Origin of the sequence: Streptomyces violaceus (genome assembly GCF_036014075.1) — a bacterium.
Classification (GTDB): Bacteria; Actinomycetota; Actinomycetes; order Streptomycetales; family Streptomycetaceae; genus Streptomyces; species Streptomyces violaceus.
Map to the genome: position 1 here is coordinate 1359608 of NZ_CP107911.1, position 16956 is coordinate 1376563.

General features: G+C 71.3%; 13 protein-coding genes. 9 read left to right on the top strand and 4 right to left on the bottom strand.

Annotated features, from left to right (window positions below):
- The first annotated feature begins 8 nt into the window (after positions 1 to 8).
- From OG542_RS06150 to OG542_RS06165, 4 genes are read left to right on the top strand one after another with little or no spacing between them, the layout of a single operon-like run.
- Complete coding sequence (locus OG542_RS06150; protein ID WP_328417788.1) at positions 9 to 2945, top strand: glycoside hydrolase family 2 TIM barrel-domain containing protein; 2937 nt, start codon at positions 9 to 11, stop codon at positions 2943 to 2945.
- 34 nt (positions 2946 to 2979) lie between these two features.
- Complete coding sequence (locus tag OG542_RS06155; protein ID WP_328408900.1) at positions 2980 to 4824, top strand: LamG-like jellyroll fold domain-containing protein; 1845 nt, start codon at positions 2980 to 2982, stop codon at positions 4822 to 4824.
- 20 nt (positions 4825 to 4844) lie between these two features.
- A complete protein-coding gene (locus OG542_RS06160) occupies positions 4845 to 6512 on the top strand; it encodes a PHP domain-containing protein (protein WP_328408902.1) in 1668 nt (555 codons plus the stop codon).
- 52 nt (positions 6513 to 6564) lie between these two features.
- A complete protein-coding gene (locus tag OG542_RS06165; protein WP_328408904.1) occupies positions 6565 to 7431 on the top strand; it encodes a PaaX family transcriptional regulator in 867 nt (288 codons plus the stop codon).
- Here the strand turns inward: OG542_RS06165 and OG542_RS06170 are convergent.
- Genes OG542_RS06170 through OG542_RS06185 form a run of 4 tightly spaced genes read right to left on the bottom strand, consistent with a single transcriptional unit; the run spans position 7422 to position 11212 of the window.
- The gene (locus OG542_RS06170) at positions 7422 to 7877 is read right to left on the bottom strand and encodes a MaoC family dehydratase (protein WP_311128733.1); all 456 of its coding nucleotides are present in this window, start codon (positions 7875 to 7877) and stop codon (positions 7422 to 7424) included. The genes OG542_RS06165 and OG542_RS06170 overlap by 10 nt on opposite strands.
- A 14-nt stretch (positions 7878 to 7891) precedes the next feature.
- Positions 7892 to 9397: an acyl-CoA synthetase gene (locus OG542_RS06175; RefSeq protein ID WP_328408906.1), complete on the bottom strand. Its 1506-nt coding sequence runs from the start codon at positions 9395 to 9397 to the stop codon at positions 7892 to 7894.
- Between the two features lie 10 nt (positions 9398 to 9407).
- The gene (locus tag OG542_RS06180; protein ID WP_328408908.1) at positions 9408 to 10283 is read right to left on the bottom strand and encodes an amidohydrolase family protein; all 876 of its coding nucleotides are present in this window, start codon (positions 10281 to 10283) and stop codon (positions 9408 to 9410) included.
- Between the two features lie 11 nt (positions 10284 to 10294).
- The gene (locus OG542_RS06185; RefSeq protein ID WP_308431698.1) at positions 10295 to 11212 is read right to left on the bottom strand and encodes an SDR family NAD(P)-dependent oxidoreductase; all 918 of its coding nucleotides are present in this window, start codon (positions 11210 to 11212) and stop codon (positions 10295 to 10297) included.
- 196 nt (positions 11213 to 11408) lie between these two features.
- On the opposite strand from OG542_RS06185, the gene OG542_RS06190 reads away from it, so the two are divergent.
- The 5 genes from OG542_RS06190 to OG542_RS06210 all read left to right on the top strand — a co-directional run bounded on the left by OG542_RS06190 (position 11409) and on the right by OG542_RS06210 (position 16914).
- Positions 11409 to 11834 carry a MarR family winged helix-turn-helix transcriptional regulator gene (locus OG542_RS06190; RefSeq protein ID WP_328408913.1) on the top strand — a complete coding sequence of 142 codons (426 nt, stop codon included), beginning with the start codon at positions 11409 to 11411 and terminating at the stop codon, positions 11832 to 11834.
- 137 nt (positions 11835 to 11971) lie between these two features.
- Positions 11972 to 13261: an MFS transporter gene (locus tag OG542_RS06195; RefSeq protein WP_328408915.1), complete on the top strand. Its 1290-nt coding sequence runs from the start codon at positions 11972 to 11974 to the stop codon at positions 13259 to 13261.
- Positions 13258 to 14628, top strand: coding sequence for an alpha/beta hydrolase family protein (locus OG542_RS06200; RefSeq protein WP_328408917.1), 1371 nt, complete (start codon positions 13258 to 13260; stop codon positions 14626 to 14628). Before OG542_RS06195 ends, OG542_RS06200 begins: the two co-directional genes overlap by 4 nt.
- Entirely contained in the window at positions 14625 to 15383 is a 759-nt protein-coding gene (locus OG542_RS06205; RefSeq protein WP_328408919.1) for an IclR family transcriptional regulator, read from the top strand. The genes OG542_RS06200 and OG542_RS06205 overlap by 4 nt, the downstream gene beginning before the upstream one ends.
- 136 nt (positions 15384 to 15519) lie before the next feature.
- Positions 15520 to 16914, top strand: coding sequence for a glycoside hydrolase family 16 protein (locus OG542_RS06210; protein WP_328408921.1), 1395 nt, complete (start codon positions 15520 to 15522; stop codon positions 16912 to 16914).
- Positions 16915 to 16956: the final 42 nt, after the last annotated feature.

A 16956-nucleotide genomic window follows, 5' to 3' on the forward strand; every position in this document is an offset into this window, starting at 1 on the left:
GAATGGTCATGAACGACGCACCCCTCGATCCCCTGATCGCCCTGCGCCCCTGGGAGGCACCCGAGGTGACCTCCTGGGGGCGTCTGCCCATGAACGCCGTCGACCGGCGGGCCGGCGCCCATTCCCTGGACGGCGACTGGCGCTTCCAGTTGCTGCCCGCGCCGGACGCCCCGCTCGGGGAGGTCTGGTCGTCGTCGTACGTACCCGGCGTGTGGACCATGCAGGGCACGGAAGATCTCCCGCGGTACCTGAACATCCGCATGCCGTTCGCCGAGTTCCCGCCTCGGGTGCCCGCCGCCAACCCGACGGGGGTGTACGAGCGGGCAGTGGACGTGCCGGCCGAGTGGGCCGGGCAGCGGATCGTGCTCCAGGTCGGGGCCGCCGAGAGCGTGCTGCTGGTGCACGTGGACGGGCGGCCGGTCGGGATCTCCAAGGACTCCCATCTGGCCGCCGAGTTCGACCTGACGGGACACGTGCGCCCCGGGGAGCGGGCCACCCTGCGCCTGACCGTCGTGAAGTGGTCGGACGCCTCGCACATCGAGGACCAGGACCACTGGTGGCACGGCGGGATCACCCGCTCGGTGCTGCTGTACGCGAGGGACCCGCTGCATCTCGCGGACGTGGCCGTGCGGGCCCGGCGGGACGGCGACCTGCGGGTGGACTGCCGGGTGCGGGACACGGACGGGGCGCTGCCCGAGGGCTGGTACGTCAGCGGGGAGCTGGACGGGCACCTGCTCACCCAGGACGCGGAGTTCGACCGCGCCAACACCGATGACGAGCGCGTCTCCGACTTCCTCGGCGAGGCCCGGCTGCGGACCGCCGTGCCGGACGTGCGGGCCTGGACCGCCGAGACGCCCGAGCTGTACGGCCTGACCGTACGGCTGCACCGCGCCGACGGCACGATCGCCGACACCTCGCACCACCGGATCGGTTTCCGTGACGTCGAGATCTCCGGCCGGGACCTGCTGGTCAACGGCGAGCGCATGTTCATCAGGGGCGTCAACCGGCACGACTTCCATCCGCTGACCGGCCGGACGGTGTCGTACGACGACATGCGCGCGGACCTCGTCCTGCTGAAACGGTTCGGCTTCAACGCGATCCGCACCGCGCACTACCCGAACGACCCGTCCCTGTACGACCTGGCCGACGAGCTCGGTTTCTACGTCGTCGACGAGGCCGACCTCGAGTCCCACGACCACGCGCACGAGATCGCCGACGACCCGCGCTATCTGGGCGCCTTCGTCGACCGGGTCGCGCGGATGGTGCTGCGGGACAAGAACCACCCGTCCGTCATCATCTGGTCGCTGGGCAACGAGTCCGACTACGGCGCCAACCACGACGCGGCGGCAGGCTGGGTACGCCGGCACGACCCCGCCCGGCGGCCGGTGCAGTACGAGGGCGCCGCCAAGCTCGGCTGGGCCGATCCGGACCTGGCCTCCGACATCGCCTGCCCGATGTACGCGCCGCTCCAGGAGTGCCTGGCGCACGCCATGTCCGGGACCCAGACCAAGCCGCTCATCCAGTGCGAGTACTCGCACGCCATGGGCAACAGCAACGGCACGCTCGCCGACCATTGGGAGGCCATCGAGGCCACCCCGGGTCTTCAGGGCGGGTTCATCTGGGAGTTCTGGGACCACGGCATCCTCCAGCGTGTGAACGACGGCAGACCGGCCGGGCGTGGCGGCGCCGGGCTCTATGACAACGGTGTCGCCGCGCCCGGGCATCGCTGGGCGTACGGCGGCGACTTCGGGGAGACGGACCACGACGGGGCCTTCATCGCCGACGGGGTCGTCTTCCCCGACCGCACCCCCAAGCCCGTGATGTTCGAGCACCGGGAGATCGCGGCGCCGGTACGGATCGAGAGCTTCCGGCACGAGGGCGTCGTCCTGGGCAACCACCAGCACTTCCGCGGCCTGGACTGGCTGTCGGGCGCGTGGGAGCTCTCCCTCGCCGACGGCGGCACGCTGACCGCTCCCGCCGAACTGCCCGATCTGCGGCCGGGCGAGACGGCCGCCGTGCCGCTGCCGTTCGAGCTGCCGAAGGACGGCGGCGAGGCCTGGCTGACGCTGCGCGTCACGACGGCCGGGGACGAGGCCTGGGCGCCGCGCGGCACGGTCGTGTGCCTGCCGCAGGTGCGGCTGCGGGCGGCGGAACCGGTGCGGCACACCCCGGTCACGAACCGCCCGGTGGAGGTCGACGAGGACGGGCTGCTGGTCCATCCGCTGCTGGCGGCCGCGCCCACGCTGTCGCTGTGGCGGGCGCCCACCGACAACGACGAACTGGGCGGCATGGCGGGCCGCTGGCGTGACTGGGGGCTCGACGCGCTCACCCGGAAGGTCGTCGCCGTACGGCGTGACCCGGGACGGGTGGCCGTCGTCGCCGACCATCTCTGCCCGGGCGGGACCGTCCGTCACGAGCAGGTGTTCACGGCCGTCGAGGGCGGGCTCCTGGTGGAGGAGAGCGCCGAGCTGCCCGAGGCGCTGGACGACGTGGCCCGGGTCGGTTCGGTCTTCGAGACGGTCGCCGGGCTGAACCTGCTGGAGTGGTTCGGGCAGGGCCCCTGGGAGTCGTATCCGGACCGGGGCGCGGGCGCGCCCGTCGGCCACCACGGTCTGCCGGTGGACGAGCTATTCACGCCGTATCTGCGGCCGCAGGAGAGCGGCGGGCGGCACGGCGTGCGGCGGTTCACGCTGTCCGCGCCGGACGCCACCGGGCTGGCTGTGCGGCTGGACCGGCCCTGCCAGGTGTCCGTGACCCGCCATCGCGCGGCCGACCTCGCCTCGGCGGCCCATCACGACGAACTGGTGCCGCGTGCCGGGTGCGTGGTGCACATCGACGCGGCGCACCGCGGGCTGGGCACGGCGTCCTGCGGGCCCGACACCTTCGCTTCCTACCTCGTCGCGGCCGGCGTCCATCGCTGGAGCTGGACGCTGCGCGTTCTCTGAGTTCCTCCCCTCTCAGTCACCTCATGGAGCACCTGTGTGCACTTCGCATGACCACGACCTGGGCGAGGCGCCCCAGGCCGGTGCCGGAAGACGCAGTTTCCTTCGTGCCACGGCGCTGCTCGGCGCGACCGCCGGGGCGGTGGCCGCGCTGCCGGCCGTCACCGCCGTGGCGGCGCCGTCGACTTGGCGTCCCGATCCGCACAGCCGCCGCTTCACGCTGGCCGTGATGCCGGACACCCAGTACCTCTTCGACGGGCCGAGCATCGACAAGGCACCGGTGGAGGCGTCACTGCGCTATCTGCTGGAGCACGGCAAGGAGGAGAACCTCGTCTTCCTGTCGCATCTCGGGGACCTCACGCAGAACGGCGCGAAGGAGGAGTTCGCGGCGATCGGCGAGGCGTTCCGGCTGCTGGACCGGCGCGGCGTCGGCTACAGCGTCCTGGCCGGCAACCACGACGTGAAGTCGTCGACGACCGACCAGCGCGGTGCGACACCGTACCTGGACGCCTTCGGTCCGCGGCGGTTCAAGGGGCAGCGGACGTTCGGCGGTGCCTCACCGGACGGCTACAACACCTTCCACCTGTTCACCGCGGGCGGCCGGGAATGGATGGTGCTGGCGCTGGACTGGCGGCTGTCGCCGCAGGGCTACGCGTGGGCGAAGGAGGTTCTGGCGAAGCACCCGAAGACGCCGGTGATCCTCACGACGCACGAACTGGTCGTCGAGGACGGCTCCCTGTCGGAGTACGGGCAGCAGCTGTGGGACCAGCTGGTCGAGGACCACGACCAGATCTTCCTCACCCTCAACGGGCACTACTGGCCCGCCGCCCGGGCGACGCGCAAGAACGCGGCCGGGCACGACGTCCAGCTGCATCTGACGAACTACCAGAACCGCTACTTCGGCGGCGCGGCGATGATCCGCCTCTACCGGTTCGACCTGGACCGGAACGTCATCGACGTGGAGACGGTCTCCCCGTGGATCCTGGGCCGTGCGAAGAAGGGGCTCAACGAGCTGGAGCGGCAGGAGATGGAGCTGAGCGGCGACGCCGACCGGTTCTCCGTCGAGATCGACTTCCAGCAGCGCTTCTCCGGCTTCGCCCCGGTTCCCGCGCGGCCGGCCAGGCCCGCCGCGAAGCTGCTGGTCCCGGGCACGATGGCGTACTGGCGCTTCGAGAAGCCCGTCGACGGCACGGACAGCACGGCCGGCACCGTCCGCGACCTGTCCGGGCGGGGCAACGACCTCTCCCTGATCACGGTGGGCGGCGGCGCCCTGGGCTGGTCGGCGGACCACCACCCCGACCAGCCGGGCCACGGCAGCCTGGAGTTCCAGGGCTTCAAGTCGCCGCTGAAGGGCGCCTATCTGCGCACGGTCGACGGCGCCCCGCTCAACTCGGCCACCTTCGAGGGCGGCTACACCATCGAGGCGTTCTACCGTCTGCCCGCCGACTGGGACCCGGACCACAACGCCTGGTCGGGCCTGGTCTCGCGCACGGGCACGGGCGGCGCCGCCGGCAAGACCGCCGACGACCCGGACGAGCCGCTGGCCACGCTGTCCCTGTCCAACGACCGTGAACCGCAGTGGGCGATGCGCCCGCTCAACCAGCAGGGCATCGCCACCAACTGGGCCCAGGAGACCCCGCTGGAGACCTGGTGGCACCTCGCGGTCGTCAACGACGGCAAGCACAGCACGCTGTACGTCGAGGGCTGCCCGGTGCTCCGCAATCCCAAGGCGTCCTTCGTCGGCATCACCTCCGTGGGGCTGCCGTGGCTGCTGGGCGGCTACGAGTACGGCGGGAAGATCGACCAGATCCTGCACGGACGTCTCGGTGACGTCCGCATAGTCGAACGGGCGCTGCCCGTCACCTCCTTCATGACGCACTGACTCCCTTCTCGAGGATCACCATGACCGAGCAGCAGCTGCCCGACTGGGCCGACCCCTCCGTCTCGCCCGCCGCACTCGATCCGCAGGGCCTGTCCAGGCGCGGACTCCTGCGCCACGCGGGCCTGTTCGGCGCCTCCTTCACCCTCGGCTCGGCCGCCTTGCCCGCCGCGGCCTCACCGCAGCGCCTCGGTGGCGACGACCCGCGGCTGGCGTATCTGGTGGGCGACCACCACGTCCACTCCGTCTACAGCCACGACGCCAAGTACACGTTCTCCCAGCAGGCGAAGGCCGCCGCCAAGTACGGCCTGGACTGGATGGTGTTCAACGAGCACTCCAACTTCGGGCACGCCTACTACGGCGCGCAGCTGGAGCACGAGGAGATCCTCAAAGCCCGTGCGGAGAACCCGCGTCAGCTCATCTTCCAGGGCCTGGAGTGGTACATCCCGGCCGCCGAGCACTGCACGGTGTTCGCGGCGCCCGGCCCCCACGAGGTGGATCTGCTCACGCGGTTCGAGCTCGCCTACGACGGCAAGCTGCTCAACTACACCGAGGGCTCGGCCGGCGCGACCGACACGGCCCGCAACGAGGCGCACGCCGTCAAGGCGATCAAGTGGCTGGCCGAGCAGCGCCGTTCGGGCTATGTCGACGACGTCCTCGTGCTCGCCAACCACCCGCTGCGGCTCGGGATCGACTCCCCGCACGAGATGCGCAACTGGCGGGACGCGGCTCCCGAGATCATGATCGGCATGGAGGGTGCCCCCGGTGCCCAGGGTGCCGCCATCCCCGGCTGGCGCGGCACGACCTCGATCCGCGGCGAGTACGAGAACAAGCCGTCCACCCAGTCCTGGTCCGGCTACCCGGCGGACGCCTATCTGACGTACGGCGGCTTCGACTGGGCGACGGCGACCGTCGGCGGGCTGTGGGACGCGCTGCTCGCCGAGGGCAGACTGTTCTCGATCACCACCAACTCCGACAACCACCGGACCGTCTTCGACACCTGGAAGAACGGCGACTGGCCGACCGGACAGAACTTCGACAACACCGGCAAGCTCCCCGACCCGGTGAACACCGACACCCCACAGCCCGGCAGCGACTTCTGGCCCGGCCAGTTCAGTCGCACCCACGTCGGTGTCACCCGCTACGGCTACCGCGCGGTCATGGCGGGCCTGCGCGCGGGCCGCGTCTGGCTGGACCACGGGCATCTGCTCGACGGGCTCGACGTCCGGGTCAAGCGGGACCGCGACGCCGGTCGCGGCGTCACCCTGGGCGGCCGGCTGCGCGTTCGCAAGGGCGAGAGGATCAGCCTGTACGTCACCGTCACGACCGCCTCCCGCCCCAACGCGCAGGGCATCCTGCCCGAGCTCCGGCACGTCGACGTGATCCGGGGTGCGGTGCGGGGCCCCGTCACCGACCGGGACACCTGGAAGGCGCCGGACACCAAGGTCGTACACACCAAGGACGTCAGCGGCCGCAAGGGGACGTACACGCTGCGCATCCCGCTCACCGCCGGGGACGAGTCCTTCTACGTCCGGCTGCGCGGCAGCGACGGCAACCGCAACGGCACCGGCTACCTCGGAGCCTCGGTCGACCCGCACGGTCCGGTCCCGCACGCGCCCGGGGACGGTGACCCGTGGGCGGACACGTGGTTCTATGCGAACCCGGTGTTCGTCGATGTCGAGGGTTCCTGACCCCGGGTACCAGCAGGTCATGGACTGATCCGGCGGAGGTACGGTGGGCCGCGTGACCGGTGAAGAGTCGCTGCGGCCCCAGTCCCTCATGCTGACGTTCCTGGGCGACCAGGTGCTCGGGCGTGATGTCTGCGTGTACTCGGGCAGCGTCATCGACGTGTTCGCCCGCGCCGGGATCGGTGAGCAGGCGACCCGCTCGACGCTGACCCGCATGGTGAACCGTGACCTGCTGCGCCGCCAGCGCGAGGGCCGCCGGATGTACTTCGGGCTGACCGAGCGCTCGGAGGCCGTGCTGCGCGACGGTGAGCGGCGCATCTGGCAGACCGGCGCCGTCAACCGGCACTGGGACGGCACCTGGACCCTGCTCGGCTTCTCCCTGCCCGAGTCCTGGCAGCGCCAGCGCCACGACCTACGCTCCCAGCTGACCTGGAGCGGCTTCGGCCCGCTGTTCAACGGCCTGTGGATCGCCCCGGGCGAGGTCGACGTGTCGGCGCTGGTCGCCGAGCTCGGCCTGTCCGCCCATGTGAAGGTCTTCCGGGCCCACGCGGACACCGGCATGGACATCGGCCAGATGATCGAGGAGACCTGGGAGCTGTCCGACCTGGCCGGCCACTACGAGGCGTTCGTACGACGCTGGCAGCCCTGGGAGGACGACCTGCCGGACGCCGACGACGCTCCCCCGGCCTCCGGCCGGGGGGACCCCCATCTCGCTGCGCTCGTCCTGCGCCTGCGTCTCCAGACCGAGTGGCTCCGGATCGTCCGGCGCGACCCGCGCCTGCCCGTCAAGCATCTGCCGGACGACTGGCCGGCGGACCAGGCCGAGAAGACGTTCCGGGCCGTGCACGACCGGCTCTCACCGCTCGCGCGCGACGCCTCTGAACGCCTGCTCGACCTGGTGCCCGCGCGGCCTCAGGCGTAGAACCGCGACAGGCTCTGCAGCACCGCCGCCGGCTTGGAGCCGCCCTCGATCTCGATGGCGCCCTCGACGGTGATCTGCGCGCCGCCCGGCACGTCCTCGACCTCGGCGAGCTTGGCCACCAGCCGGATGCGGGAGCCCACCTTCACGGGAGAGGGGAAACGCACCTTGTTGAGGCCGTAGTTGACCTTCGTCGTCACGCCCTGGACGTCCAGCAGCTCGGTGAACAGCGGGATGAAGAGGGAGAGCGTCAGGTAGCCGTGTGCGATGGGGGCGCCGAAGGGGCCCTCCTTGGCCTTCTCGGGGTCCACGTGGATCCACTGGTGGTCCCCGGTCGCGTCGGCGAAGGTGTCGATCCGCTCCTGCGTGACCTCGATCCACTCGCTGGTGCCAAGGTCGCTGCCCGCGAGCTTCTTCAGTTCGTCGAGACCGTTGACGGTGATGCTCATACCGCTGTCCTTCGCTAGGAGTTGGTGCCGTAGCGCTTGCGCACACGGGACTTGAGGAGCTTTCCGGAGGCGGTGCGCGGCAGTGCGTCCGCGACGACGACCGACTTCGGGATCTTGTACTTGGCGAGGCGTCCCGCGAGCGACGCGAGCACCTCGTCGGGGTCGAGTGCGGCGCCCTCGCGGGGGACGACGACCGCGCGCGGCACCTCTCCCCACTTGTCGTCCGCCACGCCGATGACCGCGCACTCGACGATGTCCGGGTGGGCGAGGAGCTGGTCCTCGATCTCGGCGGGGTAGATGTTCTCCCCGCCCGAGATGATCATGTCCTTGATGCGGTCGACGATGTGGACGTAGCCGTCCTCGTCGACCTGGGCCGCGTCACCGCTGCGGAACCAGCCGTCCGCGAAGGACGCGGCCGTCTCCTCGGGCAGCCCCCAGTAGCCGGGCATGACGTGCGGTCCGCGCACCACGACCTCCCCGACCTCGCCGACGTCGACCGGCGCGAGGTCCGGCCGCACGACCCGTACGTCGCTGAAGAAGTGCGGCACGCCCGCCGAACCCGCCTTGCTGACGGCGTGCTCGGCGTCGAGGAACAGCGTGCCGGGCGCGGCCTCGGTCATGCCGTAGCCCTGCAGGAAGGTCAGTCCGCGCTCCTGGTAGGCCGCGATCAGCGGGGTGGGGACCGGGGAGCCTCCGCAGGTCAGGATCCGCAGCGAGGAGAGGTCCGCCCCCGGCCAGCGCGGGTGCCTGGCCACCTGGTCGAACATCGTCGGCACGCCGAACATGAAGGTGATCCGGTGCCGCTCGATCAGGTCGAAGGTGGCGTCCGGGTCGAAGGCCTCGACCAGGACGCAGGTGCCGCCCTTCAGCAGGACCGGGAGCGTCAGCATGTTCAGGCCGGCGGTGTGGAACAGCGGGGCGGAGACCAGGGCGCGTTCGTCGGCCAGCAGATCGTGGTCGATGAGGACGTTGACCGCGTTCCAGGTGAGGTTGCCATGGGTGAGCATGGCGCCCTTGGGGCGGCCGGTCGTGCCCGAGGTGTACATGATGATGCAGGTGTCGTCCGGGGTGACCGGTGTGTCGATGGACTCCTCGGAGGCCGAGGCCAGTGCCTCCTCGTACTCGACGCCCACTTCGACGTACGTACGGACGTCCGTGCTGCCCGGCAGTCCCGCGACCAGACCGGCGTGCGAGGGGCCGTAGACGAGGGCCTTGGCACCGGAGTCGGCGAGCTGGTAGGCGATCTCGGGGCCGGCCAGGCGCGTGTTGAGAGGGACGAAGACCGCGCCGAGCGTGCCGGCCGCGAACAGGGTCTCCAGATAGGAGGGGTGGTTCGGGCCGAGGTAGGCGATGCGGTCGCCGCGCCGGATGCCCCTCGCGCGCAGGGCGTGGGCGAGGCGGGTGGTGCGCTCGTAAAGGCCGGCGTAGGTGCGGGTGGTGTCGACGTGGATCAGGGCGGTGCGGTGCGGGGTCTTGCGGGCCCGGCGTGCGGGCCATGACCCCAGTCCCTCGTTGCGCATGTCACGCCCCTTACGGTTTCGTCAGCCCGAGCAGACGGGCGGCGTTCTCCTTGAGGATCTTCGGCCGGACCTCTTCCTTGATCGTCAGCTTGTCGAAGTCGGCGAGCCAGCGGTCCGGGGTGAGGACGGGGAAGTCGGAGCCGAAGAGGACCTTGTCCTTCAGCAGGGTGTTCGCGTACTGCACGAGCTGCGGCGGGAAGTACTTCGGCGACCAGCCGGACAGGTCGATGTGCACGCCCGGCTTGTGCGTGGCGACGGCCAGGGCCTCGTCCTGCCAGGGGAAGGACGGGTGCGCCAGGATGATCTTCAGATGCGGGAAGTCGGCGGCGACGTCGTCCACGTGGAGGGGGTTCGAGTACTTGAGACGGATGCCGCCCCCGCCGGGGACTCCGGCGCCGATGCCCGTCTGGCCGGTGTGGAACAGGGCGATGGTGCCGGTCTCCTCGATGACCTCGTAGAGGTCATAGGCCACCGAGCGGTCGTTGGGGAAGAAGCCCTGGATGCTGGGGTGGAACTTGAAGCCCTTCACCCCGTACTCCTCGACCAGGCGGCGGGCCTGCTTGACGCCCGCCTTCCCCCGGAAGGGGTCGATGGAGGCGAAGGGGATGAGGACGTCGGCGTTGGCGGCGGCCGCCTCGGCGACCTCCTCGTTGGGGACGGGCGGGGTGCCGGTGGCGGACTCGGCGTCGACCGTGAAGATCACGGCGGCCATCTTCCGCTCGCGGTAGTACGCGGCGGTCTCGTCCAGGGTCGGCTTCCGCTTGCCCTCGACCTTGAAGTAGGCGGAGGAGGCGTCGTGCAGGTCGTCGTCCAGGGAGGAGTGGCCCTTGGAGGACACCTCGGCGTGGGTGTGGACGTCGATCGCGACGAGGTCGTCTGCGTTCATCGAGGGGGCCATCACGCCTCCGGGAACTTCGGCGCCGGGATGCCGACCGACTGGAGTTCGGCGCCGACCGAGGTGGGCCAGGCGTCGGCCAGGGCGCCGGGGGTCCAGCCGCCGTCGGCGTACGCCGCCCTGATCTCCTGCGGATGCGACCAGAGTGCCACCTTGTCGCCGCCGATGCCGACGCACTGGCCGGTCACGCCGCGCGCCGCCTCGGAGGCGAGGAACGGGACCAGGGCCGCGCAGTCCTCCGGGGTGCCGAAGCCCTCGCCCTTGCGCAGGAAGTCCGGCAGGGGCTCGCCGCCGCGCATGGCCTCGATGTACGGGGCGAAGGCGGGGATCGTCTCGGTCATGGCGGTCGCGGCGACCGGCACGATCGCGTTGACGGTGATGTTGGCCCGGCCCAGCTCCATGGACCAGGTGCGGGTCATCGCCGCGATGCCGGCCTTGGCGGCGGCGTAGTTCGTCTGGCCGAAGTTGCCGCGCTGCCCGGCCGGGGAGCCGACCAGGATCAGCGAGCCGCCCTCGCCCTGCTCGCGCATCCGGACGGCGGCGGCGCGGGCGCAGGTGAAGGTGCCCTTGAGGTGGGTGGTGATCACCGCGTCGAAGTCCTCGTCGGTCATCTTCCACAGCACCTTGTCGCGCAGGATGCCGGCGTTGGTGACGAGGACGTCCAGCCGGCCGAACTCCTCGACCGCCCGGTTCACCAGCCGTTCGGCGGCCTCGGAGCTGCCGACCGGGACGACCTCGGCGACGGCCCGGCCGCCCGCTTCCTCGATGGACTTCACGGCCGCCTCGGCCACGGCCTCGTCGACGTCGTTGACCACCACGGACGCGCCGTGGGCGGCCAGGGCATGCGCGTAGGCGAGGCCGAGGCCCCGGCCGCTGCCGGTGACGACGGCGACCTTGCCGGAGAGATCGATGCTGGGCACGGGTGGGTCCCTTCACGAGCTGATGCGGGTGGTGCGGCTTCGAGATCGAAGCTAAGAGCAATAATTGTTGACGTCAATAGTTGTTGATGACCCACGGGTACGAGATGCTGGAATTCCAGGAAGCACCGAGCACAGGGAGCCCGCCATCGCACGCCAGAACGTCACCCCGAAGCCCATCGACGCGCACGAGCCGTGGATGCGCGGGCTGCACGCCGACACGGGCTACCTGCTGTACCGCCTGGGCCTGCGCTCGGGGCAGCTCTTCAACGCCTGCCTCCAGGAGTCGGGCCTGCGCCTGCGCCACTACGCGGTACTGCGCTTCCTCGCCACCACCGATGGCACCCTCCAGCGCGAGCTGAGCACCCGGCTGGGCTACGACCCGAGTGCCATCGTCGGCCTGGTCGACGACCTGGAGAAGCAGGGCTTCGCCGAGCGCCGCCCCTCCCCCGACGACCGCCGCAGCCGGATCGTCGTCCTGACCGAGAGCGGCCGCGCGTTCCTGCGTGACACCGACGAGGCCGGGTTGCGGGTGACCAGCGAACTGCTGGGCCCGCTGGAGGAGGCCGAGCGGGAGGCGCTGCACGCACTGCTGCTGCGGATCGCGGAGGACGGCCTGAACTGATGTTGTGCAAATGATTGACTGCTGCACGATGGATGCATAACTTCACGGGCTATCCGAGACCCGTCCCCAGGGAGCTCCCCGTGCAGCCATCCCCCTCAGCCGCTCAACCCGCCCCGGATTCACGTCAGTTGCGCCGTGTGGCCATCTCCGGCCTGCTCGGCACGACGGTCGAGTTCTACGACTTCCTCGTCTACGGCACGGTCGCCGCGCTCGTCTTCGGCGACCTGTTCTTCCCCCAGGCCGACCCGGCCGTCGGCACCATCGCGGCGTTCGGGACCTTCGCGGCGGGCTATCTCGCCCGTCCGCTCGGCGGCATCGTCTTCGGCCACTTCGGCGACCGGATCGGGCGCAAGTCGATGATGCTGCTGACCATGGTCCTGATGAGCCTGGGCAGCTTCCTCATCGGCCTGCTGCCCACCTACGACGCGATCGGCGTCTGGGCCCCGGTCCTGCTCGTCGCGCTGCGCGTCGTGCAGGGCATCGCGATCGGCGGCGAGTGGGGCGGCGCCATGCTGATGGTCGTCGAGCACGCCGAGCGCACGCAGGGCTCCCGGCGCGGCCTGTGGTCCAGCTTCACCCAGCTCGGCGCCCCGCTCGGTTCCGTGCTGTCGGCCGGTGTGGTCACCCTCGTCGCCGGCCTGCCCGACGACGACTTCCGCTCCTGGGGCTGGCGAGTGCCGTTCCTGCTGAGCATCGTGCTGCTGGCCGTCGGGCTGTTCGTGCGCCTCAAGGTCGCCGAGAGCCCGCTGTTCGCGCAGGCCAAGCGGGAGCCGGTGGACAAGCCGCCGATCGTGGAGCTGCTGCGCCGCCCGAAGCCCGTGCTGCTCGCCGCGTGCGTCGGCATCGGCGCCTTCACCACCCAGTCGCTGCTGACGAGCTTCATGATCTCCTACGCCGTCGACGAGGGATACACCCGGCCGCAGGTGCTGACCGCGGTCACCGTCGCCTCCTGCGTGGCCCTCGCCGTCCTGCCCGCCGCGTCCGCGCTGTCGGACCGGGTCGGTCGCCGGCCCGTCGTGCTCGCCGGCGCCATCGCCTCGGCCGCGCTCGCCTTCCCCGTACTGGCTCTGGTCGACTCCGGTTCGCCCGGCCTGCTCATCCTCGCGCTCGCCCTCGGTCACGGTGTCGCCCAGTCCACGATGTACGGACCGCTCGGCGCCCTGCTCACCGAGATGTTCGGCACCCGCGTCCGCTACACCGGCGCCTCCCTCGGCTACCAGGCGGCCACCCTGGTCGGCGCCGGTTTCTCCCCGCTGATCGCCGGCAGCCTCCTCGCCTCGTACGGGGGTGGCAGCACGCCCGTCTCGCTGCTGCTGTGCGCCGGCGCGGCGATCACCGCCGTCACCGTGTGGCGGCTGCGCGAGACGCACACGGACGCCCTGGACTCCCCCGCCGCCACCCCCACCCTGGAAGGAACCCCGCGTTGAGGATCCGCCTCGCCCTCCTGACCACCTGCCTGTCCGTGGCGACCGCGCTGCCCGCGCAGGCCGCCGACGCCACCGACGCCCACTTGGAGGGCGAGCTTTCTTCCGGCGCCGTGTACGTGATGGACGTGCCCGCCTCCTGGAACGGCACGGTGCTGCTGTACAGCCACGGCTACGCCCCGGCCGGATCCCCCAAGCGGGCCCAGAACACGCCGAGTACGGCCGCCCTGGACAAGCTGCTGGCCGAGGGCTACGCCCTGATCGGCTCCTCGTACGCGACGAACGGCTGGGCGGTCACCGAGGCGGTGCCCGACCAGCTCGCCACGCTGGACCTGTTCACCGAGAAGTTCGGACCGGCCCGGCGGACACTCGCCTGGGGCACCTCGTACGGCGGCTTCGTCACCACCATGCTCGCCGAGCGGCACGCCGGCCGCTTCGACGGCTCGCTGTCGATGTGCGGGCTGGTGCAGGGCGGCGTCGCCAACTGGAACAGCACCCTGGACCCGGTGTTCGCGCTGCGCACACTGCTCGCCCCGGACTCCGGCATCCGGCTGGCGGGGTTCGCCGACCAGGCGGAGGCGGTCGCCGCCGCCAAGACGCTCACCACGAAGGTCGACGCCGCCCAGCAGACCCCCGAGGGCCGGGCCCGTATCGGCCTGGCCGCCGCCCTGCACAACATCCCCGGCTACAACGACGCCTCGCAGACGAAGCCGGGCCCCACCGACTGGGGGACCCAGCAGTCCAACCAGTTCACCGCCGTCCGGGGACTCCTCCAGATGCCCGCCTTCAGCTGGCGGCAGGAGGCCGAGAGCCGGGCGGGCGGCAACCCGTCATGGAACACCGGCGTCGACTACACCGCCATGCTCGCCCGGTCCCCGCTGTACAAAGAGGTGACGGAGCTCTACAAGGAGGCGGGACTGTCCTTGCGTACCGACCTCTCGGCCCTCGGCCGGGCACCCCGGATCTCCGCGGACCCGAAAGCCGTCGGGTGGATGCGGAACACCAGCGTGCTCTCCGGCCGGCTCACCGACCCCCAGCTGAACATCCACACGACGGGTGACGCGCTGATCCCGGTGCAGGCCGAGAGCGCCTACCGGCGGGCGGCCACGGCCGGGGGCTCCGCGGGGCTGCTGCGCCAGGCGTACGTCGACGGCCCCGGCCACTGCACCTTCACCACCGGCGAGACGCTGGGCGCCCTGGACGCCCTGGAAGACCGTCTGGACACGGGCCGCTGGGACGTGTCGCCCGGCACGCTCAACTCCCGTGCGCAGCAGGAGGACCCGACGACCGAGGCCCGCTACATTCCCTACCGCCCGACCGCCTACCCCCGCCCCCACGACCTCGCCCACCCGGGAGACGCCCGGCCATGACCGGCCCCACCGCGCCCGACCGGCTGCTGTCCGTGCTCGCGGCCTTCGACCACGAGCACCCGGCCCTGTGCCTGACGGACATCAGCCGGCGGGCCGGGCTGAGTCTGACCACCGCCCACCGGCTGGTGGGCGCGCTCACCGAATGGGGCGCCCTGGAGCGTGACGAGTCCGGGGTCTACCACGTCGGTCTCCGGCTGTGGGAGCTCGCCGCCTTGGCACCGCGCGGCCTCGCCCTGCGGCAGATCGCGCTGCCGTACCTGGAGGACCTGTACGAGGCCACGCACGAGAACGTGCAACTGGCCGTGCGGGACGGGTCCGACGTCGTCTACATCGAGTGGCTGTCGGGCCGCTCGGCGGTCGGCGTGCACATCCGCGTCGGCGCCCGCTGGCCGCTGCACGCCACCGGCGTCGGACTCGCCCTGCTGGCCCACGGCGACCAGCGGCTCCAGAAGGAGTACTGCGCGGGCGAACTCGCGTCCTTCACGCCGTACACGATCACCGACCCGGCGCGACTGCGGCGGGTACTGGCCGAAGTACGCCGCACCGGCGTGGCGGTGAGCGACCGTCAGATCACGGAGGACGCCCTGTCGGTGGCCGCGCCGGTACGCGGTGCGGACGGCACGGTGACCGCCGCCGTGTCGATCGTGGTGCCGCATGCCGACGCCCAGGTACCGGTGCTGGTCCCGGCGGTGCGGGTGGCGGCCCGGGGGATCTCACGGGCCCTGGGGTGGCAGCCGGAGCGAGCCCTCACCTGACGCCCCGTTCAAGCTGTGCACTCACCGACCGGCCCGTACTTTTCCCGGCTTTACCTCTTGACGGCCTGGGGGACGTGGAGCACATTGGCGGCACTTTGAGAGCGCTCTCATCCCTCCACTCGAGAGGCATCCCCCCATGAGCGATACCTCCCGCACCTCCCGCGGACGCCGCCCCCTCCGACGGGCGTTCGTCGCCGTCGTCAGCACGCTCGGCCTCGCGGCGGCCGCCACCACCGCCGCCACTCCGGCCGCCAACGCCTCCGCCCCGCCGCCCCCGTCGGGCTGGACGCAGATGTTCGTGGACGACTTCAACGGCGCCGCGGGCAGCGGCGTCAACACCTCCAACTGGCAGTACGCGACGGGCAAGGGCTACCCGGGCGGCCCGGCCAACTGGGGCACGGGCGAGATCGAGACGATGACGAGCAGCCCGGACAACGTCTCGCTCGACGGCAACGGCAACCTCCGCATCACCCCCCGGCGGGACGCCGCGGGGAACTGGACCTCCGGCCGCATCGAGACCAACCGCACCGACTTCCAGCCCGCTGCCGGCGGCACCCTCCGCGTCGAGTCGCGCATCCAGGTGCCGAACGTCACCGGGGCCGCGGCGAAGGGCTACTGGCCCGCGTTCTGGATGCTGGGCGCCCCCTACCGCGGCGACTACTGGAACTGGCCGGCCGTCGGCGAACTGGACATCATGGAGAACACCCAGGGCATGAACACGGTGTTCGCGACCATGCACTGCGGCACCTCGCCGGGCGGCCCCTGCAACGAGACCAGCGGTATCGGCAGTTCGACCACCTGCCCGGGCACCACCTGCCAGGCCGGTTTCCACACCTACCGGATGGAGTGGGACCGCTCGACAAGCGTCGAGGAGATCCGCTTCTACCTCGACGGCACCAACTTCCACACCGTGCGCGCCAACCAGGTCGACGCGACGACCTGGCGGAACGCAACGGACCACGGCTTCTTCGTCATCCTGAACGTCGCGATGGGCGGTGGCTTCCCGGACGCGTTCGGCGGCGGCCCGGACGCCGGGACGCAGCCGGGCCACGCGATGGTCGTCGACTACGTCCAGGTGCTGTCGTCCGGTGGCGGCACCACGCCCCCGCCGACCGGCAACCGCGACGCCTACGGCACCATCCAGGCCGAGTCCTACGACGGCCAGTCGGGCGTGAGCACCGAGACGACGGCCGACTCCGGCGGCGGCCGGAACGTCGGCTCGCTGGCGGACGGCGACTGGCTGCACTTCAAGGGCGTCGAATTCGGCCCCACGGCGGCCCGGCAGTTCAGCGCCCGGGTCGCGAGCGGTGCGACGGGCGGCGTCAGCGGGCTGGTCGAGGTGCGGCTGGACAGCCGTGGCAGCGCGCCCGTGGGGAGTTTCTCGGTGGGCAGCACCGGGGGCTGGCAGTCGTGGCAGACGATTCCGGCGAACATCAGCTCCGTGACGGGCACGCACGACGTGTATCTGACCTTCACCAGCGGTCAGCCGCAGGACTTCGTGAACGTCAACTGGTTCACCTTCGGGCGCTGACAACGCCCGTGAAGGGGCTCCACGCGCGCGTGGGGCCCCTTT